The organism is Sphingomonas sp. CFBP 13728, assembly GCF_014841895.1.
Classification (GTDB): domain Bacteria; phylum Pseudomonadota; class Alphaproteobacteria; order Sphingomonadales; family Sphingomonadaceae; genus Sphingomonas.
Genome location: NZ_JACYUS010000001.1, coordinates 1,781,614 through 1,804,485, shown reverse-complemented (window position 1 = coordinate 1,804,485; position 22,872 = coordinate 1,781,614). Strand labels below are relative to the sequence as shown.

19 protein-coding genes are annotated in these 22,872 nt (G+C 65.5%); 6 read left to right on the top strand and 13 right to left on the bottom strand.

The genetic code is table 11. From position 1 onward, the window contains the following. Positions 1 to 142 precede the first annotated feature (142 nt). Positions 143 to 799, bottom strand: a complete 657-nt coding sequence (locus IFT67_RS08100; RefSeq protein ID WP_342450583.1) for a L,D-transpeptidase family protein — start codon at positions 797 to 799, stop codon at positions 143 to 145. Positions 800 to 1,019: 220 nt separating this feature from the next. Between IFT67_RS08100 and IFT67_RS08095 the strand changes: the two genes are divergently transcribed. Together IFT67_RS08095 and IFT67_RS08090 are read left to right on the top strand one after the other, a co-directional pair. Beyond that, on the top strand, positions 1,020 to 1,415 hold the full coding sequence (locus IFT67_RS08095) for a hypothetical protein (protein WP_192146090.1): 396 nt from the start codon (positions 1,020 to 1,022) through the stop codon (positions 1,413 to 1,415). A gap of 108 nt (positions 1,416 to 1,523) precedes the next feature. Beyond that, positions 1,524 to 1,844: a DUF3297 family protein gene (locus IFT67_RS08090; RefSeq protein WP_192146088.1), complete on the top strand. Its 321-nt coding sequence runs from the start codon at positions 1,524 to 1,526 to the stop codon at positions 1,842 to 1,844. A gap of 260 nt (positions 1,845 to 2,104) precedes the next feature. Here IFT67_RS08090 and IFT67_RS08085 read toward each other — a convergent pair whose 3' ends face one another. The 6 genes from IFT67_RS08085 to ligA form a co-directional block, all read right to left on the bottom strand. Next, positions 2,105 to 3,973: an ABC-F family ATP-binding cassette domain-containing protein gene (locus tag IFT67_RS08085; RefSeq protein ID WP_056051982.1), complete on the bottom strand. Its 1,869-nt coding sequence runs from the start codon at positions 3,971 to 3,973 to the stop codon at positions 2,105 to 2,107. A 326-nt stretch (positions 3,974 to 4,299) separates the two neighbouring features. Further along, the gene (locus IFT67_RS08080; protein WP_192146086.1) at positions 4,300 to 5,316 is read right to left on the bottom strand and encodes a cell wall hydrolase; all 1,017 of its coding nucleotides are present in this window, start codon (positions 5,314 to 5,316) and stop codon (positions 4,300 to 4,302) included. Between the two features lie 208 nt (positions 5,317 to 5,524). Further along, on the bottom strand, positions 5,525 to 6,322 hold the full coding sequence (locus IFT67_RS08075; RefSeq protein WP_031393111.1) for a LytR/AlgR family response regulator transcription factor: 798 nt from the start codon (positions 6,320 to 6,322) through the stop codon (positions 5,525 to 5,527). After that, positions 6,319 to 7,464 (bottom strand): sensor histidine kinase, encoded by a 1,146-nt coding sequence (locus IFT67_RS08070; RefSeq protein WP_192146084.1) that lies wholly within the window; start codon positions 7,462 to 7,464, stop codon positions 6,319 to 6,321. The genes IFT67_RS08075 and IFT67_RS08070 overlap by 4 nt, the downstream gene beginning before the upstream one ends. Positions 7,465 to 7,695: 231 nt before the next feature. Next, positions 7,696 to 10,176 (bottom strand): TonB-dependent receptor, encoded by a 2,481-nt coding sequence (locus IFT67_RS08065; RefSeq protein WP_192146082.1) that lies wholly within the window; start codon positions 10,174 to 10,176, stop codon positions 7,696 to 7,698. 209 nt (positions 10,177 to 10,385) lie between these two features. Continuing rightward, positions 10,386 to 12,509, bottom strand: coding sequence for an NAD-dependent DNA ligase LigA (ligA, locus tag IFT67_RS08060; RefSeq protein WP_192146080.1), 2,124 nt, complete (start codon positions 12,507 to 12,509; stop codon positions 10,386 to 10,388). A 117-nt stretch (positions 12,510 to 12,626) separates the two neighbouring features. Between ligA and IFT67_RS08055 the strand changes: the two genes are divergently transcribed. Then, positions 12,627 to 13,598 carry an SDR family oxidoreductase gene (locus tag IFT67_RS08055; RefSeq protein WP_107963122.1) on the top strand — a complete coding sequence of 324 codons (972 nt, stop codon included), beginning with the start codon at positions 12,627 to 12,629 and terminating at the stop codon, positions 13,596 to 13,598. Positions 13,599 to 13,730: 132 nt separating this feature from the next. Continuing rightward, a complete protein-coding gene (locus IFT67_RS08050) occupies positions 13,731 to 14,075 on the top strand; it encodes a hypothetical protein (RefSeq protein ID WP_192146078.1) in 345 nt (114 codons plus the stop codon). A gap of 132 nt (positions 14,076 to 14,207) precedes the next feature. On the opposite strand, the gene recN is transcribed toward IFT67_RS08050, so the two are convergent. Then, positions 14,208 to 15,872, bottom strand: a complete 1,665-nt coding sequence (recN, locus tag IFT67_RS08045; protein ID WP_192146076.1) for a DNA repair protein RecN — start codon at positions 15,870 to 15,872, stop codon at positions 14,208 to 14,210. A gap of 73 nt (positions 15,873 to 15,945) precedes the next feature. After that, entirely contained in the window at positions 15,946 to 16,893 is a 948-nt protein-coding gene (gene bamD, locus IFT67_RS08040; RefSeq protein ID WP_192146074.1) for an outer membrane protein assembly factor BamD, read from the bottom strand. Positions 16,894 to 17,027: 134 nt separating this feature from the next. On the opposite strand from bamD, the gene IFT67_RS08035 reads away from it, so the two are divergent. After that, positions 17,028 to 17,852 (top strand): class I mannose-6-phosphate isomerase, encoded by an 825-nt coding sequence (locus IFT67_RS08035; RefSeq protein WP_192146072.1) that lies wholly within the window; start codon positions 17,028 to 17,030, stop codon positions 17,850 to 17,852. A 289-nt stretch (positions 17,853 to 18,141) separates the two neighbouring features. Continuing rightward, positions 18,142 to 19,326, top strand: a complete 1,185-nt coding sequence (locus tag IFT67_RS08030) for a glycosyltransferase (RefSeq protein ID WP_192146070.1) — start codon at positions 18,142 to 18,144, stop codon at positions 19,324 to 19,326. On the opposite strand, the gene IFT67_RS08025 is transcribed toward IFT67_RS08030, so the two are convergent. The 4 genes from IFT67_RS08025 to yajC all read right to left on the bottom strand — a co-directional run bounded on the left by IFT67_RS08025 (position 19,308) and on the right by yajC (position 22,735). Beyond that, positions 19,308 to 19,682 carry an MTH938/NDUFAF3 family protein gene (locus tag IFT67_RS08025; RefSeq protein WP_056489903.1) on the bottom strand — a complete coding sequence of 125 codons (375 nt, stop codon included), beginning with the start codon at positions 19,680 to 19,682 and terminating at the stop codon, positions 19,308 to 19,310. The two genes, IFT67_RS08030 and IFT67_RS08025, sit on opposite strands and share 19 nt — an antisense overlap. 118 nt (positions 19,683 to 19,800) lie before the next feature. Next, positions 19,801 to 20,775, bottom strand: a complete 975-nt coding sequence (gene secF, locus IFT67_RS08020) for a protein translocase subunit SecF (RefSeq protein WP_107963129.1) — start codon at positions 20,773 to 20,775, stop codon at positions 19,801 to 19,803. Positions 20,776 to 20,789: 14 nt separating this feature from the next. Then, positions 20,790 to 22,394, bottom strand: coding sequence for a protein translocase subunit SecD (gene secD / locus IFT67_RS08015; protein ID WP_192146068.1), 1,605 nt, complete (start codon positions 22,392 to 22,394; stop codon positions 20,790 to 20,792). Further along, entirely contained in the window at positions 22,394 to 22,735 is a 342-nt protein-coding gene (yajC, locus tag IFT67_RS08010; RefSeq protein WP_056416442.1) for a preprotein translocase subunit YajC, read from the bottom strand. Before yajC ends, secD begins: the two co-directional genes overlap by 1 nt. Between the last annotated feature and the right edge of the window lie 137 nt (positions 22,736 to 22,872).

Genomic DNA, 22,872 nt, shown 5'->3' with positions numbered 1-22,872 from the left:
CTGGACCCCGGCCTCCGCCGGGGAGGTGCCGATTTTCAGGATATGAAGGCGTTTCCAAATTCCTCTCCCGCGGGGAGAGGAAGAGACGCCGAAGGCGTCGAAAGGTGAGGGCACGGTGCGCTACCGCTCACTACACCCGCCCTCAAGCAGCAGTAATCCGCCCACCCCGCGCCAACATCTCCCCACTCGTAACGATCACCCGATCCCCAAGCTTAACCTGCTCGAAGATCAGCTTCGCAAACGCAGTCGGCACCCCAACGCACCCATGCGTAGCGTACTTCCCATCCATCAGCTTACTGCCATGGATCGAAACCCCATCATTGGTCAGCCGCATCATGTACGGCATCGGCGCCCCGTACAGGTTCGACACATGATGCGCGTCCTTCTGCGTGATCTTGAACACGCCGAGCGGGGTAGGCTTCTCATCCGCGCCATAGATCACGGCCGCCGTCCCGATCTCGTACCCGGCGCGGAAGATCGACAAGGTCTGCGCCACCAGATCGACCGTGATCACGATCGGCCCCTCCGGCACGCCCTCCGTATCCCAGTAATACGCCCCGTGCCGCAAAGGCTCGGGCACATTCAGCACCCGCTTCACGACATACGCGTCGACCGCTTCCTCGGCAGCGACCGCAACCGGCTTCGGCGCCGCGTTCGCAATCGGTCCAGCGACCTTCGCCACCCGAGCAGGTGCTTCGACCGCCCGCACCTTCACCGGCGACCCGGACAGCGCCAGCCCACCGATCAGCACCGCACTCCCGCCGAGCACGGCAAAGGCGATCGCTCGCGTCGTCATCATCCTGTGCATCGCGGCACCCTAACCGATATTCGTAAACATTGCCCAGCCGTGCCGCGCCGCCCGTGTCCCCGCACGGGACCACCTTCGCCAGCTATACAGTGGGTTAACAAGCCGTTCCGAACCAGTTCAGACCGAATCGCCTAAATGCTGAAACACGGTCGGACACTTATGCGTTTGTCCCAAGCGGACCGGGCGTAACTAGTAACGGAGTTCGGAAGAGATGAACGGATTTTTGAAGAAGGCAGGCTTGGGCGTAGCACTCGCCGCAACCGCGTTGACCGCGGCGGCACCGGCCGATGCGCAGCGTTGGGGCCGTGGGGGCTATGGGCGTGGCTATGGCGGCGGCTGGCACGGTCATCGTGGTGGCGGCAACGCGGCGGGCGCAGCGGTGCTCGGCGGCATCCTGGGTCTCGGCGTGGGCGCAGTGATCGCCAGCAACAACAACCGCAACCGCGGCTATTACGACGACGGCTATTACCGCGGTCCCCCACCGCGCGCGTATTACGCCGAGCCGGTACGCACCTACTACCGCGAGGATTACCGTCCGCGGTGCTGGAACGAGTGGCGCGTCGACCCCTATTACGGCGACCGGGTATCGGTTCAGGTCTGCAGCTGATCCGATCATAAGGTTGCGGAGAGGCGTCGGGAGCAATCCCGGCGCTTCTTTTGCGTCCGGTGCCTTTTTTCTGGCGCGCCCCCGGTGCTTGCCGCTAGACGCGCGACCATGACCGACACGCCAAACACCCCCGAGACCGAAGCCGCCGCCACCCCGGCCGCAACCGGCGACACGCCCCCCGATCGCCTGTCGATCAACCAGCGCAGCCCGTTCTTCCAGCAGGACCTGCTCGAACGCGGCATCGGCATCCGCTTCAAGGACAAGGTGCGCCACGACGTCGAGGAATATTGCATCTCGGAAGGCTGGATCCGAGTCGCGCTCGGCAAGAAGGTGGACCGCAACGGCAACGCGCTGACGCTCAAGCTGGTCGGGCCGGTCGAGGCGTGGTTCGAGCGGCCTGCATCAGGCGCGGACACCGACGAGGGCTGAGCCCAACGAGCTCGGAGCCTGCCTCCGAACCAAGGCAAGCATGTTTCCCCGCGAAGGCGGGGACCCAGACTGGGCTCCCGCCTTCGCGGGAGAACATGGAAGCGCGGAACGTCGCGGCAATACAGCCGCAACCGAAAGTCCGTCACCCCAGCGAAAGCTGGGGTATCCCGCTTGGCGGACGCTGCGACCCTAATGGGGAGATCCCAACTTTCGCTGGGATGACGGCGAGGGGCGAGGGACGTTACGCGGGGCGGGGGGCCTTAAGCCTCCACGCCCTCCAGCGCCTCGCTAGCCTCGAGCCACTTCGCCTCGCTAGCCTCGAGCTTCGCATGCACCTCGGCGCGACGCTTGCTCAAATCCCCCATCGACATCCGCGAGAACCGCGGCTCCGCGTTCGCCGGATCGACCATCGCGCGGTCCAGAGCATTCCGCTCCTTGGTGAACTTGGCCGTCTGCTCCTCGATCTCGCGCAGGGCCTTCCGCAACGCCGCGTCGTTGCTCTTCGCCTCGGCCGCAGCCTTCTTCCCGGCCTTCTTGTCGGCCTTCGACGCCGCATCGCCCTTGCCGCCATCGCCCTTCAGGACGAATGCGATGTAATCGTCGAGGCTGCCGTCGAACTCCTTCGCCGTCCCGTCATCGACCAGCACGAGCCGATCCGCGGTCAGCTCCAGCATATGCCGGTCATGGCTGACCAGCACCACGGCGCCGGTATAGGCGTTGAGCGCCTGCACGAGCGCCTCACGCGCATCGACGTCCAGATGGTTGGTAGGCTCATCGAGGATTAGCAGGTGCGGCGCATCGCGCGTGATCAGCGCCAGCGCCAGACGCGCCCGCTCGCCACCCGACAGCTTGCCGACCCGGGTCGTCGCCTTGTCGCCGGAGAACCCGAACCGCCCCAATTGCGCGCGCACCGCGGCCGGCGTCGCGCCCTTCATCAGGTGCGACATATGCTCAATCGGCGAATCGGTCGGATCGAGTTCCTCGACCTGATACTGGGTGAAGTATCCCACCTTCATCTTGCCCGACGACGACATCTCGCCGTCCATAGGCGTCAGCTGCGCCGCCAGCAGCCGCGCGAGCGTGGTCTTGCCGTTGCCGTTGCGCCCGAGCAGCGCGACCCGGTCGTCGGGGTCGAGCCGCATGTTGAGCCGCTTCAGGATCGGCACGTCGGCATAGCCTACCGTCGCCATGTCGAGCGTGATCAGCGGCGGCCGCAGTTCGGTCGGGTTGGGGAAGCCGAACGACAGCGTCGGATCGTTATAGCTCTCGGCGATCGGCTGCATCTTCGACAGCATCTTCTGTCGCGACTGCGCCTGCTTCGCGGTCGAGGCCCGCGCGGAATTCTTGGCGATATATTCCTGCAGCTTCTCGCGCTGGACCGCCTGGTTGGCGCGCGCCGCCTCGATCTGCGCGAGCCGCTCGGCACGCTGCCGCTCGAACGCGTCGTAGCCGCCCGGATACAGCGTGATCTTGCCGCCCTGCAGATGCAAAATGTGATCGACCACGTTGTTAAGGAAATCGCGCTCGTGGCTGACCACCACGATCGTCGCCTTGTAACCCTTGAGGAAGTCCTCCAGCCACATCACCGCCTCGAGATCGAGATGGTTCGAAGGCTCGTCGAGCAGCAGCAGGTCCGGCTGCGAGAACAGCAGAGCGGCAAGCGCGACGCGCATCTTCCAGCCACCCGAGAAGCTGTCGAGCGTGCGCGCCTGCATGTCCTCGTCGAAGCCTAGACCCAGCAGGATCTGCGCGGCGCGGGCGGGCGCGGTGTACGCGTCGATCGCGATCAGTCGCTCGTACACGTCGCCGAGCCGGTCGGGATCCTCGCTCGTCTCGCTCTCGATCATCAGCGCGGCGCGCTCCAGATCGGCTTCCAGCACGGTCTCGAACGGAGTCTTCACGCCGTGCGGTGCCTCCTGCGCGAGGTAGCCGATGCGGGCGCCCTTCGGCATGTCGGCGGACCCGTCGTCGGGCTCGAGCTGCCCTGCGATCACGCGCACCATCGTCGACTTGCCCGCGCCGTTGCGCCCGATCAGCCCGACGCGCGAGCCCGGCGGCAACGCGGCCGTGGCGCCATCGAGGATAACGCGTCCGCCCAGGCGCACCGTGATATTGTTCAGGTTCAGCATGCGCGTGCCGTTAGCAGATGCAGCATGGTTTTGCGAGGGTCGGGGTTTGGGCGTTTCGGGAGCCGAAGCCTCCGATCGAGCGGGGCTAGTTCCCCCGCGAAGGCGGGGGCCCAGGATCACAAACGCCACCGCCCGAGACCCTGGACCCCCGCCTCCGCGGGGGAACAATAGGGAGCAGTCTCGCCACCAAAACTATCCCGCATTACTCCCACCCCGGCGAAGGCCGGGGCCCAATTGGAAAGGTGGTCGTAACGGAGCGCCATCCGCCGTTAGCAACTTTCCCCAATTGGACCCCGGCCTCCGCCGGGGTGGTGTCCTTAGAGTGGTTAGGTTTCGTCCGACACTACCGCGTCGTCTGCGGTACCACTGCCGATCATCGCAGCCGCCCGCCCACGAACGTGAACCCGGACCCCAGAAACCAACCGGGTCTGCACAACTGCCGCGCCCGCCATCGCCGAGACAGAACGCAACACCCCCCGGTGCACCGTCACCCCGTGCAGCACATCGCCCGGCTCCGCACCCGATTCCGCAACGTCGTCCCGATTACCATAATGCACCGAAACGCCAGCAACCTGCGCCGCGACCGCCGCCACGCCACCATCGCTCGCGAAACCACCACCCCGAACCCCGGGCTCGACCCCGGCATAAGCCTGCCGAAACGTCAGCGCTCGCTCCAACGCCCCCTGCCAGCGATAGAACACATGCGCCCCGACCGTCGTGATCCGCGCCAGGCTCGACGCCCACCAAGGCAAAATGCTCGTCGTATGAAACGACGTCGCCGCCCCAACCGGTGCATAAACGCTCCCGCCAAGCGCCGCGCTCGCCACCGCCCGCGCGCGATCCCAAGCCCCCGGCTCGCGCGCACGGTTCATCGAGCCATCGCAGGTAAAGCTGAACTGGCACCCGGTCCGCCGCTCGGCCCCCTGGTACACGACCCCGCAAACGCTGTTCGGAAAAGCCCGGTCGCGCACCCGATTCAACACCACCTGCGCCACCGCGCGTTGGCCGTCTTCGGACTGCGACCGCGCCTCGTAATACACCGCCGCAGTCAGGCAGTCGGCTGCACGACTAGCGTCATCGACGGAATGCGACGTCAAAAACGGCGGAGCAACGAACGGCGCCGCAGCCGCAAACGGCGCATCAGGCGCGGCCGTCGCAATCTTCGCCGAAATATCATCGGGCACGTGCAACGCCATCCGGCTCAGCAAGGCTCGCGAGTTCCGCTCCGGCTGGACCCGAGCGATCGCCGCCGGCCGATCCGCCGGCACGCACGACGTCGCCATCACCAGAGCGGGCAGGCTGATCAGCGCGTGGCGGTAAAGGCCGTAACCCGACGTCTTCATCCCCCCGCTCTACGCCGCGGGGTTTAGGGACTGGTTAATCGCCACGGGAAGCGGGGGAAGCGCCCGCTAAGAGAGCGCACCCCCGTCATCCCGACGAAAGTCGGGACCTCGTACGGCAAGGGCACCCTTGGAACGGCGAGGTCCCGGCTTTCGCCGGGATGACGGGTGGCCCTAACTTATCGCGAGCTTGAGATCGTGACGTTCAAACTCAGTGAACGAACCGCGCCACCACATCGCGATACGACCGCGAAACCTTCACGCTCGCACCCGAATTCAGCACCAGGAAACATTCGCCGTTAGTATGCGGTTTAACCTGCTTCACCAGATCCAGGTTCACGATCGTCGACCGATGCACCCGCTGGAACCTGCGCGGATCGAGCCGCTTCTCCAGATCCTTCATAGTCTCGCGCAGGATCAGCGTATTATCGCCGGTATAAATGCACATGTAATCGCCCGCCGCATCGATCCGCTCGATCGTATCCACATCGACGCGGAAGATCTGCCCGCGATCCTTGATGTTGATGAGCTTCTCGAACCGGTTCGCCGACACGGCATCCCCATCCGGCATGTCCGCCGCCGCATCCGGCGCGACATCGGCGAGCACTTCGCGCAACCGATCGACCTCCTCGACGCCGCGCTTCTCCGACAGACGCTGCCGAACCCGCTCGATCGTATCGGCCAGCCGCGATTCCTCGACCGGCTTCATCAGATAATCGACCGCTTGAGCCTCGAACGCGCGCAACGCATGGTCCGAATACGCGGTGACGAACACGAACAGCGGCGGCTCGACCTCCATCAGGCCCTGCACGACGGAGAACCCGTCGAACCCCGGCATCTGGATATCGAGGAAGACCAGGTCGGGCTTGTGCGTCTTGATCGCGCGAATCGCCTCGCGGCCGTTCGAGCATTTTTCGATGATCTCGACGTCTTCATGGGCCTGGAGTCGGAGTTCCAGCCCCTGGATCGCCAGCGGCTCGTCGTCGACGAGAATGGTACGGATGGTCATGAGGCCTCTCTGTTCACGTCTTCAAGCTGATACGGAATCTCGATTTCCACCGAGAAGCCGCCAGCGGGCGTGGAGCGGGTTTCGAAACGGTGGTCGGGCCCATATGCCTGAGCCAACCTGTCTCTAATATTAGCGAGCCCCACGCCTGTGGATTGGCTTGAACCGATCCTGCCCTCGATCAAGCCCGGACCGGTATCGGATACGGCGATCTGCACGCGTTCCCCGGCGAGCCGCACTTCGACGCAGATTTCGGCGCCTTCCTCCTGCGGCGTGACGGCATATTTGATCGCGTTTTCGACCAGCGGCTGCAGCAGCAGCGACGGCAGCCGCGCGCGTTCGGCGCGCGGATCGATGTCGAACTTCGGCCGCATGCGGTCCTCGAAGCGCATCTTCTCGATCTCCAGATACAGCTTCAGCTGGTCCACCTCCTGCGCGACGGTGACGTGCGCGGTCGGCTCGTTCGCCAGCGTATAGCGCAGAAACGACGACAGTCGGCTCAGCATCGCATTCGCCCGCTCGGTCTGTTTCAGCAGCACCAGCGTCGAGATCGAGTTCAGCGTGTTGAACAGGAAATGCGGATTGAGCTGATAGCGCAGCATCGCCAGCTGCGCCGACGACGCCTGGTTCTCGAGATGCTCCATCTGGTCGATCTGCTGCTCGACGATCAGGTAGAAGTTGATCCCGAAATACAGCGCCGACCATCCGAACAGCACGGTGAAGGTAACGTACACCGACCCCAGCAGCCGCGTGAGAGTCACCCCCGGCGTCGCGGTCGCGATGAACGAGAAGGTGAACGCGTCGAGCACCGCATACAGGAACGTCGCCGCGGCGAGCGTCGCGATCGTCAGGAACATCCCGACCAGCCGGTTCATCCGCCGATACTGGCCGTACATCGTCGAGAGCAGCAGCGTGATGCAATATCCGACGATCGCCTCGACGATCACCGGGATCACCCCGTCGAGCGACAGCCCGTTCGAGATCGACACCACCCCGCGCAGCAGCAGATACCCGCTCCACCCGACCGCCTGGAGGATCCAGAACGCGCGCGCCTTGTTCTCGAAGAACGGTCGCGCGGTGAAGGGCAGACGCCGGGCGGAGTTCAAGGCGGACGAGCCGGGAGGCGGGGCGGGAGAGGTAGCCATTATGGCCTGCGCTCTTACACGGCGAAACTAGACCGCGCAAAACCTGGAGCGCGTAGTCCTACGCTTGCTCGATATCGAAGGACAAAGTTCGTAGCGGCCTGCCAGCCTGCCAAGGCATAACGCCCGCGGCATATCCGTCGCTACGAAGCGCGCGTTGCCCGTGTGGCGCCGACATAAAAATCGCCGCCCCGAACCCGGGACGGCGATTCTTCTCGTCACGATGTCGAAGGCTCAGAAGCCGACGATGAGCGATCCGCTGATCGCACGCGGCGAACCGAAGTTCACGAATGCGCCGGTGCCGAGCTGCGACAGGCTGCCGCTGAAGGAGCCAACATAGAACTCGTCGAACAGGTTGCTGACGTTGAGCTGCAAATACGTCTTCGCGAGCCCTGCACTCGCCAGCGAGTAACGGATGTCGAGGTCGACGACCGTGTAGCCGCCAAACTTTACCGTGTTGATATCGTTCAGGAAGCGACGACCCGTGTACTTGACCTGTGCGCCAAGATCGAGATCGCCGATGGTGCCCTGAAGACGTCCGCCGGCGAGCCAGTTCGGTGCGGCACGCTCGTAGTTACCCGCGGTGGCGGCGAACGTCGTTGCCCCGGTGGCGACGTTGTCCTGGATTTCCGACTTGATGTACGAACCGAAGACATAGGCGAGAACCTGCGGAACCGGACGAACCGATACGCTGGCATCAAAGCCGTACTTCTTCACTTCGCCCAGATTGGTGTCGACCGAGCAATCGCAGTCGAGGTCATAAGCCGATACGATGCGGTTCTTGTAGGTCGAGTACCAACCGGTCAGCGCTGCCTGGACGATGCTGCGCTGGTAACGCAGGCTCAGATCATAGCTGTTCGACGTTTCGGGCCGAGGCCGGGCTGCAGAGTTGGTCGCAGGCACGTACAGCGAGTTGTACAGCGTGTCCGTGCCGGGAACCGAGAGGTTCTGGGCAAAGCTCGCTGCGACGCTGACCGCCGGGGTCAGGCGGAACGTCGCGCCGACGTTCGGCAGGATCTTGTCGTACTTGTACGTCCGCGACTGCGGCGGCGCTGCACCCCGTGGTGCACCGGTTGCCGTCGTCGTGTACGGATTGGCGGCCTGGAAGGCAGCGGCGTTGCCGCCGGCAACGCAGTTAACGTTGCCGCTGAGCGACGTCGTGTAGCAATACTGGTTGAGATCGCGCTTGTAGAACGGTGCGCTCACGCCGAGCAGCAACGTCAGCTTCTCGTCAATGAACTGCCCGCGATATTCGGCGGCGACCTTGTTCAGCGTCGCGAACGACTTGCGGTCGCGCTTTTGCACTACGTTGCCGGCGCCATCGGTCAGCGGATTGTTGACCGGGAACACGTCGGACGGCTCGCCACCGATATCCAGCGCACCGGTTTCACCGGTCTGGCGATGGCGGGCGCGGTCATACGTATACGACAGGCGGACACGGTTGTTCGGGTCCAGATCGTACGCGAGGTTGGCAACGCCGGTATAGCGGTTGGTCTGCGTCTGGCTTGGCTGAAGGACGGTTACCCGACCGGTGGGGCTGATGATGCCGTCGCCGTTAAGATCCGCGTTATAGTACGGGATCGGTGCGCCGGTGTTGCCGATCGCCGACGGGAAATAGCCGGTGAAGCTCTGGCCGTTCTGCGTGAAGGCGCTCTCGCGGGCCGACACTGTGCCGCCGCCGTTTGCCTTCACATACTGATACGCGCCGTCGAGCGACAGGATCAGGCCTTCTGCCAGCGTGTAGCGCGAGTTGATGCGCGCATTGCCGTTATTCGACGGGTTGTAGCGACGCTCGAACGAGGTGCCGCACGTGTTCGGCGTGCCGTTCAAGCTGACGTTGCAGGGAATGCCGCCGGGAATGTCGTAGAACCGCACCGACTTGTCGTTGCCGAACGACGCAGCGTTCAGCGGCGAGCCACCGAAGTTGTTGCGGTTAACGTTATAGTTGCCTGCCAGCGAGATGAAGTCGCCGTTGCTGCCGATGTCCTGGCGGATCTTGGCGTTGTACTGCGACTTCTGGACGACGCCGTAGTTCGCGAACGCTGCCTCGTTGTGCGCATTCGATGCCGCGAACCAGGCCTTGGTGCCGTGGCCGGTAATGTCGCCGGTCTGGATCAGGCCGAAAACGCGCGTGTAGGGGCGGTCGCCTGCGCCGTCGGCGACGATGTTGCCATAGCTGGCGACAGCCATGCCGCTCAGTACTTCGCTCGGGTTCAGCGTATTGATGTTGACGGTGCCACCGACTGCCGAGGCGGTCGGGCTGTCGACGTCGGTCGCGCCCAGGTTGACGTTGACGTTAGAAATCAGTTCGGGGTCGACTTGCTGATTGGTATAGATGGCATAGTTGCCCGAGTCATTCAGCGGGATGCCGTCGAACGTCTGCGAGATGCGCGACGAATCGAAACCGCGGATCGTGAACGAACCGCCCGACGAACCCCAAGGATCGTTGTTCGTGAAGCTGACACCGGGGACGAGGTTGATGATCTCGTTGACCGACTGGCCAGGGCGCTGACGCTGGATCAACTCGCTGGTGATGACGACCTTGGGCTTCGGCGAGTCGGGAATCTCGACACCGCCGACGGCCTTGTCCTTCTTGCCGCTGACGACGATTTCGCCCGTTTCGTCGAACGACTGTGATCCGGTCGACTGAGCGAAGGCCGCGGCCGGAAGCATGAGCGCGGCTAATGCAACGCCGCAAGCAAGCATGGTACGCATCTGAATAATGTCCCCTTAGAGCTCGTAGCTCTGGATGTCGGCTTTCCACCGCACATCCGTGCCCCTGCACTCGGGATATTTCGGTTATGTTACATTGGCGAGTCGGGAATTGTCATAGAGTCACTCGGTGATGTTGCGTTGCAAAAAAGCCACGCAATCGAACCGATTCCGGGGGACTGGAACCAACCCCGGCGGGGGCATGATAGCGCCTAGCTGGCGGCGACGATCTCCGCCCATTCGGCTTCGGTGATCACCCGTATCCCCAGGTCGGTGGCTTTCTTGAGCTTCGATCCTGCACCCGGCCCGGCGATGACGAGGCCGGTCTTGCTCGACACCGATGCCGCGACGCGGGCGCCGAGGGCTTCGGCCTGCGCCTTGGCTTCGTCGCGGCTGAGTGTCTCCAGGCTGCCGGTAAATACCAGAATTTGCCCGGTTACCGGCGACTCGCGGGTCTCGTGGACGACGTCCGCGGGCTTCACTTCGCGCAACAGGTCGAACACGACGCGGCGATTGTGCGGCTCGGCGCAGAAGCCGACCAGTGCGCTGGCGACCTCGGGGCCGATCCCCGCGGTTTCGATCGCGCCGACCAGCAGCTTGTCGCGGCGGAGGACGAATTTGCGCTCGGGTTCGCCGATCACCGGTTCGATCTGGCCGCGGAGGAACACCGCGTGGCGGAGCACCGTGCCGAGCGCGCGCGCGGATACATAGCGTCGCGCAAGGTCGCGCGCGGTAATCTCGCCGACGTGGCGGATGCCGAGCGAGAACAGGAACCGGTCGAGCGGAATCGTCCGCTTGGTCTCGATCGCCGCGATGACCTTCGCCGCCCACACCCGCCCGTCCTTTTTCCGCGCGGCGAGCTGTTCCTCGGTCAGGCGGAAGATGTCGGCGGGCGATTCGATCAGTCCGTCGCGGAAGAACGCCTCGATCAGCGTCTGGCCGAGCCCGCCGATGTCGAACGCGTGGCGCGAGGCGAAGTGGATCAGCCGCTCGACGCGTTGCGCCGGGCAGATCAGCCCGCCGGTGCAGCGATAGACGACCTCGCCTTCCTCGCGCTCGGCAGCGGACCCGCATTCGGGGCAGACATGCGGGAAGACATACGCCTCGCGCTCGGCCTCGGGCGTGAGGTTCTCGACGATCTGCGGGATCACGTCACCGGCGCGTTGGACCAGCACGCGGTCGCCGGGGCGCACGCCGAGCCGCTCGATCTCGTCGGCATTGTGCAGCGTCGCGTTGGTTACGACGACGCCACCGACGGTCACGGGCGACAACCGCGCGACCGGAGTCATCGCGCCAGTCCGTCCGACCTGGATGTCGATCTTTTCGAGCAAAGTCTGCGCCCGCTCGGCAGGGAATTTGTGCGCGATCGCCCAGCGTGGCGCCTTGGCGACCTGACCGAGTCGGGCCTGCCAGTCGAGCCGATCGACCTTGTAGACCACGCCGTCGATGTCGAACGGCAGGTCGGCGCGTTCGGCTTCGATCTTACGGTACACGTCGAGCGCCGCGGCCGTTCCTTCGACCCGCGCGAACCCTTCGGCGATCGGAAAACCCCAGCCGCGCAACGTGTCGACGACTTCGGCCTGCGTCTCTCCCGGCACGACGCTCGCCTCGCCCCAGCCATGCGCGAGGAACCGGAGCGTGCGGCTCGCGGTGACGCTCGCGTCCTTCTGGCGCAGCGACCCGGCGGCGGCGTTGCGAGGATTGGCGAACTGCCGTGCGTCCTTGCCGGTCTCCTCGGCCTCGGCGAGCAACCGCGCGTTCAAGGCGGCGAAGTCGTCCTTCGCCATATAGACCTCGCCACGAACCTCGAAGACTGCCGGCGCTTCGCCGTGCAATTGCTGGGGAATATCGCCGATCGTGCGGACGTTCGCCGTCACGTCCTCGCCGACCTGCCCATCGCCGCGGGTCAACGCCTGGACCAGCCGCCCATCCTCATACCGCAGCGAACACGACAGCCCGTCGATCTTCGGCTCCGCGGTCAGCGCCACCGGCGCGTCGTCCGCCAGCTTCAGGAACCGGCGCACACGCGCGACGAACTCCTCGACCTCCTCGTCCGCAAACGCGTTGTCGAGGCTCATCATCGCCTTGGCATGCGCGACCTTCGCGAGATGCCCAGCAGGCGCCGCACCCACCGTCCGGCTCGGCGAATCAGTCCGCACCGCAGCCGGATACGCCGCTTCGACCGCCGCATTGCGCCGCACCAGCGCATCATAGTCGGCATCGCTGATCTCGGGCGCGTCGTCGGTATGATAGCGCGCGTTATGATACGCGATCTGCGCGGCGAGCGTCTCCAGCTCGGCAGCGGCTTCGGTCTCGGTCGCGGGAAGGTCGGTCATCGCGTCGGGTTAGGGGAGGGGGGCGTCTTTCGACAAGACCTGGATCAACTCTCGGTGAACATTCGTCCGACTTGCGCGCTGACATCCCAAGAGAATTTTTCCCAAGGACACGCCATCATGACCGACACCAGCCGCCGAGACCTGTTCAAGGGCGCCGCCGTCACTGGCCTCGCCGCCGCCGCCGCGCCTGCCTTCGCGCAAGGCGCCGCGCCGCTGGCCGACCCGCAGACTCGTTTCGTCTCGACGCCGTTCCCCGAACAGCGCCAGAAATGGCCGGCGCTCCAGCGCGACATGCGCCCGGTCCCCGATTGCGGCGAGGCAAGCTATCGCGGTTCGGGACGGCTCGCCGGTCGCAAGGCGCTGGTAACGGGCGGCGATTCGGGGATCGGCCGCGCGGCGGTGATCGCGTTCTCGCGCGAAGGCGCCGACGTCGCGATCAACTATTACCCGACCGAGGAACCCGACGCGCAGGACGTCGCCAAGCTGCTCCGTGCCGAGGGGCGGAAGGTCGTGCTGATCCCCGGCGACCTGACCGACGCGAAATTCTGCAACGACCTGATCGCGCGCGCCAACCGCGAACTCGGCGGGCTCGATATCCTCGTCAACAACGCCGCGTACCAGCAGTCGAAGGCGTCGATCGCCGAGATCAGCTTCGAGCAGTTCGACCGGACGATGAAGACCAACGTCTATGCGATGTTCCACCTCTGCAAGGCGGCGATCCCGCTGATGAAACCGGGTGCGTCGATCATCAACACGGGGTCGGTGAACTCGGTCGATCCGGGCGAGGAATTGCTCGACTATGCCACCACCAAGGGCGCGATCCTGATCTTCACCAAGGGGCTGGCGAAGCAGCTCGGCAAGAAGGGCATCCGCGTCAACATGATCGCACCAGGCCCGGTGTGGACGCCGCTGCAGGTCGCGGGCGGACAGCTGCCGGGCAAGATGGGCGAGTTCGGGCAGGACACGCCGCTCGGCCGCGCGGGTCAGCCGGCGGAACTGGCGTCGCTGTTCGTGACGCTGGCCGAGACGGGGACGAGCTTTACGAGCGGGAGTGCCTTCGCGGCGACCGGCGGCAGCGGGGTTCTCTAACTCTCCCCCAACACCACCCAGCGAAGGCCGGGGCCCAGTTGGCAAGGTCGTTGTATCGAGGCGCCGCGTTCACCAACTATCGTTTCCCAACTGGGCACCGGCCTTCACGGGGGTGGACGTGGGGAGGGTGCGATGAAAATAGCAGCTCTAGTGGCAGTCCTACTCTGCACGGCGCCAGCCGCAGCACAGCAGACGCACGTCACGCCTGAGCCCGCCCCGGCGATCGGCTACGACTGGAACGACGACTCCTCCGCCGACGACCGGGTCCAGCAGCCCCTATGGCCACGGTCGGATGCCAGCGCGGCGGGCCTCGACGACATGATTCACGCCGAGCAGGCGCCGGTCCGTGCCGCGATCCACGAAGACGGCGCGTTCGGCAGTCGCGCGCTCCACGGTCTGCGCAAAGTCGGCGGCGATTACATCGTCGTGCCGGTGCTGAAGATTCACCTGGGGCACCCGCGGCAGGCGATGCCCTGAAGTCAGCCCTTCGCGGCATCGTTCTCCCGCGAACGCGGGAGTCCAGGGTTAAAGGCGCTGCGGGTGATACCCTGGGCCCCCGCCTTCGCGGGGGAACAAGACCGGTGGTAAGTCCATCTGAACCTGAGTGCGTCAAGCCCGCTCGAGCAACCGCTCCGCCTGAGCCCGCGCTTCATCCGTAATCTGTGCCCCCGACAGCATCCGCGCGATCTCCTCCCGCCGCTCGTCCTCGCTCAAGGCCCGCACGCCGGTCCGCGTGACCGTACCGTCGCTGCTCTTGGCAATCAGCAGATGCTTCGCCCCCCGCGCCGCAACCTGCGGGCTGTGCGTCACCACCAGCAGCTGCGTGCTCAGCGCCAGTCGCGCGAGTCGCTCGCCGATCGCGCTGGCCACCGCACCGCCAACGCCGCGATCGATCTCGTCGAACACCATCGTCGACGCGCCGCCTTCCTCCGCCAGCGCCACCTTCAGCGCGAGGATGAAGCGCGACAATTCGCCGCCCGATGCGATCTTGGTAAGGGCGGCGAACGGCGCACCCGGATTGGTCGAGATCTCGAACTCGACGCGGTCCTTGCCCGCCGCCGACCAGCCCTCTTCACCCAGCGGCGCGACGACGGTCTGGAACCGCGCGGCGTCGAGCTTCAACGGCGCCAACTCGCCCGCCACCGCCACGTCGAGGCGTTTCGCTGCCGCCAACCGCCGCTTCGTCAACGCATCCGCCGCCGCATCGAAAGCCTTCCGCGCCGACGCCACGCGTGCCTCGATCTTCGCGATCCCGCCTTCGCCCGCATCGAGCCGCTCCAGCCGCGCGCGCATCTCGTCCGCCAGCGCCGCCAGATCGTCCGGCTGCACGCGGTGCTTGCGCGCCATCGCCCGAAGCTCGAACAGCCGCGCCTCGTCATCCTCCAGCGCGCGCGGATCATACGCCATCTCTGCCCGCGCATCCCGCAGGCTCTCCTCGGCGACCGAAGCCTCGATCACCGCGCGATCGACCGCCGCCAGCGCATTGCCGAGCGCAACATGATCCTCCGCGATCCGCTCGAGCACGCGCGCGGCCTGGCGCAACTTCGCCATCCCGCCGTCCTTGCCCTCGAGAAAATCGTCGATCGCGGCGAGATCGTCCGCGATCTTCTCCGCGCGCTGCATCGACCGCCGCGTATCCGCCAGCGTCTCCTCTTCGCCCGCGACAGGCGCCAGCGCGGTCAGTTCGGCAACCGTATGCTCGAGCCACTCGCGATCCCGCGCCGCCGTCTCGATGTCCGCGCGCGCCGCAGCAAGTTCGGCCTCGGCCGCACGAAACGCCGTGTAAGCCTTGCCCGTCGCACCCGGCTCGGTCCGCCCGAAGATGTCGAGCAACGCCCGATGCCCCCGCGCATTCAGCAGTCCGCGCTCGTCATGCTGCCCGTGGATCTCCACGAGATGCGGTGCCATCTCGCGCAACAGCCCCGCCGACGCGGGCTGGTCGTTGACGAACCCGCGACTGCCACCATCCGCCTTGACGATCCGCTTCACGATCAGCGGTTCGCCGCGCTCGATCTCCACCCCGTTCTCGTCGAACAGCAGCGCGAGCGGCGACTCGGGGGCAGGAGCATCGAACGTCGCGGTGACCACGGCCTGCGCGGCACCATGCCGCACCAGGCCACTGTCGCCACGCCCACCCAGCGCGAGGCCGAGCGCATCGAGCAGGATCGACTTGCCCGCACCGGTCTCGCCGGTCAGCACGCCGAGCCCTTCGCCGAATCCCAGATCCAGCGCTTCGATCAGCACCACGTCGCGAATGGAAAGTTCGGTCAGCATAGGATGTCCGCCATAGACGAACGGGCGCGCAATGCGATCCCCCTATGTTCCAACCGAACGATCTGGACTCGCGTCAGCTGCCGGTGTTGGACGGCTGGCCTGCCGAGCGCGGCTTCTCGGGCGTACGGATCGAGGGACCGGTCGGTGTCGAACCCGGCTCGTCCAGCTCGACCATCACCGAGGGCGTACCCTTGGTTCCGACCGGAACGACCTGCTCACCCGCGGGCAGCGGAGGCACAGCGGGGACCTGGTTCTTCTTCAGCAGGTCGTACGCATGCTGATACCAGTCGGTGCCGGGATAGTTGCGCCCGAGCACCGCGCCGGCCTTCTCGGCCTCGACGGGCACGCCGAGCGCCAGATACGTCTCGGTCAGCCGCATCAGCGCTTCCGGCGTGTGCGTGGTCTGCTGGAACTTGTCGATCACGGTGCGGAACCGGCCGTTGGCCGCGAGCCACTGGCCGCGCGTCTCGTAGAACCGCCCGATCTCCATCTCCTTGCCCGCGAGATGGTCGTTGACCAGATCGATCTTGAGGCGCGCATCCGACGCATAGCGCGTGTTCGGATAGCGGCGCATCAGTTCGCCCAGGGAATCGAGCGCCTGTCGCGTGATCTTCTGGTCGCGCGTGACGTCGGTGATCTGCTCGTAATAGCCGAGCGCGATCAGGTAATAGGCGTAGGGCGCGTCGCGGTTGCCCGGATGGACCGCGAGGAAGCGCTGCGCCGAGCTGATCGAGGCGGTGTAATCGCGTGCGAGGTAATAGCTGAACGCCGACATGATCTGCGCGCGGCGCGCCCAGATCGAATAGGGATGCTGGCGCTCGACCTCGTCGAACAGCTGCGCGGCTTCCTTGTAGCGGCCCTGGTCGAGCCGCGCCTTGGCGGTCGAATACAGCGTACCCACGTCGCGCGCGACATAGGGGAGGTCGCCCTTCGCGGCACGACCGCTCGCACAACCGGCAATGGGGAGCGCAAGCGCGGCGATGAGCGTGACCGCGAGGGCACGAGACTGGGTGATACGCATCGGCGTGATCCTTAGCGTAAGCGGATAGCCGCGAACAATCCTTTTCGCCGGACCGCGCTTGCCCCTTCACGTGCGCCGGATCGCACGGCAATAGTCATGCGTTCGCGTTACGCCATTCAGTCGAGGATCATGTCATGCCGGCCACATTGTTGCACACCCACCGCGTCGAAAAGCCATGGGGTCGCGACACGCTCTGGCCCGGTTTCGAGGACCCTGCCGCCGGCACGCCGCCGATCGGCGAAGTCTGGTTCCAGGAGCCCGGCAACACCACGCCCGACCTGCTGATCAAGTATCTGTTCACGAGCGAGAAACTGTCGGTGCAGGTCCATCCGAACGACGAGCAGGCGCACGCGCGCGGCCTGCCGCGCGGCAAGGACGAATGCTGGACGATCCTGGCGGCCGAACCCGATTCGACGATCGCGGTCGGCACCAAGGCACCGATCTCGAAGGACGAACTTCGCCAGTCGGCGATCGACGGCACGATCGAGGACAAGCTCGACTGGAAGCCGGTCAAGCCCGGCGACTTCATGTACTGCGCGTCGGACACGATCCACGCGATCGGCGGCGGCGTGACGGTGATCGAGGTCCAGCAGAACTCCGAGACGACTTATCGCCTGTACGATTACGGCAGCGATCGTGAGTTGCATCTGAAGGACGGGATCGAAGTCGCGGATCCCACGCCGTACGTGCCGGTCGCACCCCCGATCGAGATCGAGACGGGCCGGACGATCATGGTCGAGGGGCCGAAGTTCGTGCTAGAGCGCTGGAAGGGCGGCGACCACCTCGTCAACCTGCCCGAAGGCACGACCGGCTGGGTGATCCCGATCGCCGGCTCGGGCGAAGTCGCCGGCGTCGCGTTCAAGGCGGGCGAATGCGCGACGATGACGGGCAGCGAGACCGTGTCCACCAGCGCGGATGCGGACCTGCTGTTCGCGTATCCATTGGCGAAGCGGATCTGATCAAGCTGGGCGGGAAGAGCGCTTTCCGCCCTTGTTCTCCCACGAAGGCGGGAGCCCAGCCTGGGTCCCCGCCTTCGCGGGGAAACAGGGTAATCGAAGGTCGTTACCAGCCCAAATCACCACCACCCCGGCGAAGGCCGGGGCCCAATTGGGGAACGTTGCTAACGAAACGTGGCACGCTGTTATTGCCACCTCTCCAATTGGGCCCCGGCCTCCGCCGGGGTGGAGTAACGGGTAACCGCCGCTTCGCACTCACCACCCATTAACTGCGGCGCTATATCCCCGCGCAATGCTCCACGTTCTCACTCTCTCCACCCTGTTCCCCGACGCCACCCGCCCGAACTTCGGCGGCTTCGTCGAGCGGCAGACGCTGAGCCTGGCGGCGCATCCCGACGTCGACCTGAAAGTGGTCGCGCCGATCGGCCTCCCACCCGGCATTCTCGGCAATTTCCGCCACTACGCGCCGCTTGCGAAACTACCGCATCGCGAAAGCTGGAAGGGCGTCGACGTCCACCGGCCCCGCTTTACCGCGCTCCCGTTCACGAAAGGGCGCTACCATGCCGCTGCCCTGGAACGTGCCCTCGTCCCCGTGCTCGACGCGATCCGCACGGACTTCGCGTTCGACGTGATCGACGTGTCGTATTTCTTCCCCGAAGGCCCCGCCGCAGTCGCGCTCGGCAAGCGCTATGGCGTCCCCGTCTCGATCAAGGCGCGCGGCTCCGACATCCACTATTGGGGCGAAGCGCCCGCGACCGCAGCGCAGGTGCGCAAAGCCGGGCAGGGAGCAGCCGGACTGCTGGCGGTCAGCGCGGCGATGAAGACGGACATGGTGACGCTCGGCATGCCGGCCGACCGCATCTCGGTGCATCACACCGGGGTCGATCAGGACCGCTTCCGCCCCATCGACGATCGCGCATCGGCCAAGGCGAAACTCGGCGTGCAAGGTCCGCTCGTCATCGCGATCGGCGGGCTATTGCCGCGCAAGGGGCATGATGTCGTTATCGAAGCGGTTGCGGCGCTGCCCGGAGTCTCGCTGCTGATCGCCGGGCATGGCCCCGCTCGCGCCGACCTGGAGGCGTTGATCGCCCGGCTCGGCGTCGGCGACCGCGTTCGCCTGCTCGGCGCGTTGCCGCATGCCGACCTGCCCGCGCTGATCGCTGCCGCCGATGTCAGCGCGTTGGCGTCGGAGTCCGAAGGGCTTGCCAACGTCTGGGTCGAGTCGCTCGCCTGCGGCACGCCCGTCGTCATTACCGACGCCGGCAGCGCGCGCGAGGTGGTCACATCGTCCGAGGCCGGTCGCGTGACGATCGGCGATCCGCTGGCGTTTGCGGCGGCGATCAAGGATCTGCTGGGCAGTCCGCCCGCTCGGTCCGCGACGCGCGCGATGGCCGCCGGCTTCACTTGGGAAAGAAATACCGCAACGCTGTACGCGCACTTTGTGGCGCTCGTCGCGGGTTACCCCTCGAGAGGGTAGAGCGCCGCCACGATCCAGCGACCTTCGCCGCGAAGGACCGCCCACGCCCGAGCGGCGGCGCGACTGTCCATAGCCTCGATGCCGAACCCCCGCGCCTCAACCGCCTTCTTGAACGCAAGCGGCGGCTGGCGAAGCGCGGAACCGGTCCCCAGCAACAGGAACTCCGGCGGCGGATCGAGCGCCAGCAACGCCGCCACATCCGCCTCGCCGAGCGCTTCGAACGCCGGCGGCTCCCAGCCATCCGCGCGTTCGGGACTGATCGACAGTGCGGTATAATAGCCGTCGTCGACCTTGAACCCGGCCCGACCGATCGCCGAGATCATCGGTCCATCGGTCTTCTCGCGGTCCATCCTCATGACAAAACCCCGTCATCCCCGCAAAGGCGGGGACCCATATTGGCAACCGCCAGCGACTCGATCGCGACGCCAGCCACTATGGGTTCCCGCCTCCGCGGGAATGACGGAAGCATGTAAATCAACGCTCGACCTTCGGACCAACCCGCTCAGCTCCGTCCTGCACGCCGCCCTTGCGCGGTGCAGGATCGGCCCGCAGACCCAGCGTGATCAGCAGCGACGACGACACGTAGATCGACGAATACGTCCCCACGACGATACCCAGGATCATCGCCGCAGTGAACCCGCGCAGCACATGGCCGCCGAGCACCAGCATCGCGACCAGCGCGAGCAGGATCGTCACCGACGTCATCACGGTGCGCGGCAGCGTCTCGTTCACCGACAGGTCGATGATCTCGCGCATGTCCATCTTCCGATACCGGCGCATGTTCTCGCGGATACGGTCGTCGATCACGATCTTGTCGTTGATCGAGTACGAGATGATCGTCAGCACCGCCGCGACGATGTTGAGATCGACCTCGAAATAATTCCGCATCAGCGCGAAGAAGCCGACGGTCATCAGCAGATCGTGGACGATCGCGACGATCGTCGACACGCCGAACTGCCATTCGAACCGCACGACCGCGAACAGCGCGATGCCGAGGATCGAGAGCACCACCGCGAGCAGGCCCTTAGTAATCAGCTCGTCGGACACCTTACCGGTAATCGTATCGTATTTCGAGAAGGTCGAGCCGGGGAACTTGACCGCGAGATCGTCCGACACCTTCTTGACGAGTCGGTTGGTGGCACCCTCGTCGCCGTTCTCCGGCAGGGGAAGACGAATCGACAGCGTCTTGGGATCGCTGAACGACTGGATTGCCGCTTCGCCTACGCCGAGTCGATCGACCTCGGTCCGCACCGCCTCGATCGACGGCGCAGTCGCGAAGTTCTGCTCCATCAGGACGCCCCCGACGAAATCGACGCCCATGTTCAGGCCGCGGAATGCGACAAGGCCCACCGCGAGAAGCGAGAGGATCAGGGTCAGCCCGAACGCCCATTTACGGAGCGACACGAACTTCAGGTTGGTGTTGTCGGGTACGAGTTTCAGCAGGCGCATGGTTATCTCCCGCCTCAAATATTGATCGTGGTGGGGCGGTTCTTCCGCAGCCACAACGCGACCATCATCCGCGTGAACGTGACGGCGGTGAACACCGACGTACAGATCCCGATCAGCAGAACGACCGCAAAGCCCTTCACCGGACCCGAGCCGAGCAGCAGCATGATCACGCCGGTGATGGCGTGCGTCACGTTGGCCTCGAAGATCGTCCGCGATGCTTCCTTGTAGCCGAGCTCGACCGACTGGATCACGCTACGCCCGCGTCGCCGCTCCTCGCGGATACGCTCGTTGATCAGCACGTTGGCATCCACCGCGGTACCGATCGTCAGCACGAATCCGGCGATACCGGGCAGCGTCAGCGTCGCGTTCAGCATCGCCATCACCGCGACGATGACCAGGATGTTTATGACCACCGCAAGGTTCGCATAGACACCGAACCGGCCATAGGTGACGAACATGAACACGATCACCGCGAGTGCCGCGATGATCGAGGCCAGCACGCCGGCCCGGATCGAATCCTTGCCAAGATCGGGGCTGACGGTGCTCTCGGCAATGATCTTCAGGTTGACCGGCAACTTGCCCGAGCGGAGCGAGATCGCGAGCGCGTTCGCGGACTCGACCGTGAAATTGCCCGAGATCGACGCGCGACCGCCGAGGATCGGCTCGTTGATGTTCGGGGCCGAGATTACCGAATTGTCGAGGATGATCGCGAACGGCTTGTTCGTGTTCTCCGTCGTCACCTTGGCGAAGCGACGGCCGCCGACCGCGTCGAACGTGATCGCGACTTGCGGCGCGTTCGACTGCTGCTCGAACTCCTGGCGTGCATCGGCGAGCTGGTCGCCCGAGATGATCACCGAGCGCTTGACCGCGATGAACGGCACGCCCTGCGGGTTGCCGGGGTAGGGGAGGACCTGGCTGCCGACCGGGGCGATGCCCTTGACCAGGTCTGTCGGGTTGGCGGTCTGGTCGACCAGCTTGAATTCGAGCTTGGCGGTCTTGCCGAGCAGGCTTTTCAGCGCCTGCGGGTTCTGCAGCCCTGGCACCTGGACGACGATCCGGGTCGCGCCCTGGCGAACGATCGTAGGCTCCTTGGTGCCGAGTTCGTCGATGCGGCGGCGGACGACTTCGGTCGCGTCCTTCATCGCGGTGTCGATCGCCTGGGTCAGGCCGGCCTCGGTCGGCTTGAGCACGAACCGGCTCGTGTCGACGACGTTGATGTCCCACTCGCGCTGGCCACTCATCCCGGCGCCACCGCCGGTGATCGCCAGCAGGCGCTCACGCGCCGCATCGACCTGGCTCGGATCACGCAGCAGGAAAGTCAGCTGGCCGCCGCGCGTCGAAATGTCGCCGATCTCGATCCGCGGCGTCCCGTTGCGCATCGTCCCCGCGACGCTGTCGCGCATCGCCTCGATCCGCGTCGCGGCGAGGTCGGCAGTATCCGCCTCGAGCAGCAGGTAGCTGCCGCCGGCGAGATCGAGCCCGAGGTTGATGTGCGGATGCGGAATCCGCCCCCATTGGCTCGTGGTGCTCTCGGGGAGGAAACTCGGGATCGCCAGCAGGCACAATGCCGCCAGCAACCCGATGATCGACCCGACCTTCCAGCGCGGAAAATCCAACATCAGTCGTTGGCCGGCTTCGTGTTCGGGCTGGTGATGTCGGTCAGCGTCGCCTTGACGACGCGCACCCGGACATTCGGCGCGATCTCGACCTCGACGACATTATCCTCGACCTTGGTCACCTTGCCGAGGATCCCGCCCGAGGTGACGACGCTGTCGTTCTTCTTCACCGCGGCGACCGACGCCTGCAGCGCCTTCATGCGCTTTTGCTGCGGACGGATCATCAGGAAATAGAACACGACGAACACGAGGAAGAGCGGCGCGAGGCTCAGGAACGAGGCGATCCCGCCTCCGGCCGTGGCGGCGCCGTCTGCGGCCTGGGCGTATGCTGGTGAGATGAACATGGAGTTCCGTATCTGTGAAGGGTGGCTCGGTTCGCGCGCCGCGCGGCCGGTCGCAATGGTCCGCCCGCTATCATCGCTTGGGGTCCCGTGCAACTGACGCGGGCGTAGACGGTTCGTGTAGAGACCACGATGAAGTC

Bases quoted from the DNA above. Each gene is read 5' to 3' on its own strand.
- IFT67_RS08080 (WP_192146086.1), bottom strand. From the start codon at position 5,316: ATGAAGACGTCGGGTTACGGCCTTTACCGCCACGCGCTGATCAGCCTG.
- IFT67_RS08070 (WP_192146084.1), bottom strand. From the start codon at position 7,464: ATGGCTACCTCTCCCGCCCCGCCTCCCGGCTCGTCCGCCTTGAACTCC.
- IFT67_RS08065 (WP_192146082.1), bottom strand. From the start codon at position 10,176: ATGCGTACCATGCTTGCTTGCGGCGTTGCATTAGCCGCGCTCATGCTT.
- IFT67_RS08075 (WP_031393111.1), bottom strand. From the start codon at position 6,322: ATGACCATCCGTACCATTCTCGTCGACGACGAGCCGCTGGCGATCCAG.
- IFT67_RS08030 (WP_192146070.1), top strand. From the start codon at position 18,142: ATGCTCCACGTTCTCACTCTCTCCACCCTGTTCCCCGACGCCACCCGC.
- bamD (WP_192146074.1), bottom strand. From the start codon at position 16,893: ATGCGTATCACCCAGTCTCGTGCCCTCGCGGTCACGCTCATCGCCGCG.
- IFT67_RS08050 (WP_192146078.1), top strand. From the start codon at position 13,731: ATGAAAATAGCAGCTCTAGTGGCAGTCCTACTCTGCACGGCGCCAGCC.
- IFT67_RS08090 (WP_192146088.1), top strand. From the start codon at position 1,524: ATGACCGACACGCCAAACACCCCCGAGACCGAAGCCGCCGCCACCCCG.
- IFT67_RS08100 (WP_342450583.1), bottom strand. From the start codon at position 799: ATGATGACGACGCGAGCGATCGCCTTTGCCGTGCTCGGCGGGAGTGCG.
- IFT67_RS08025 (WP_056489903.1), bottom strand. From the start codon at position 19,682: ATGAGGATGGACCGCGAGAAGACCGATGGACCGATGATCTCGGCGATC.
- IFT67_RS08055 (WP_107963122.1), top strand. From the start codon at position 12,627: ATGACCGACACCAGCCGCCGAGACCTGTTCAAGGGCGCCGCCGTCACT.
- IFT67_RS08095 (WP_192146090.1), top strand. From the start codon at position 1,020: ATGAACGGATTTTTGAAGAAGGCAGGCTTGGGCGTAGCACTCGCCGCA.
- yajC (WP_056416442.1), bottom strand. From the start codon at position 22,735: ATGTTCATCTCACCAGCATACGCCCAGGCCGCAGACGGCGCCGCCACG.
- ligA (WP_192146080.1), bottom strand. From the start codon at position 12,509: ATGACCGACCTTCCCGCGACCGAGACCGAAGCCGCTGCCGAGCTGGAG.
- secD (WP_192146068.1), bottom strand. From the start codon at position 22,394: ATGTTGGATTTTCCGCGCTGGAAGGTCGGGTCGATCATCGGGTTGCTG.
- IFT67_RS08035 (WP_192146072.1), top strand. From the start codon at position 17,028: ATGCCGGCCACATTGTTGCACACCCACCGCGTCGAAAAGCCATGGGGT.
- IFT67_RS08085 (WP_056051982.1), bottom strand. From the start codon at position 3,973: ATGCTGAACCTGAACAATATCACGGTGCGCCTGGGCGGACGCGTTATC.
- recN (WP_192146076.1), bottom strand. From the start codon at position 15,872: ATGCTGACCGAACTTTCCATTCGCGACGTGGTGCTGATCGAAGCGCTG.
- secF (WP_107963129.1), bottom strand. From the start codon at position 20,775: ATGCGCCTGCTGAAACTCGTACCCGACAACACCAACCTGAAGTTCGTG.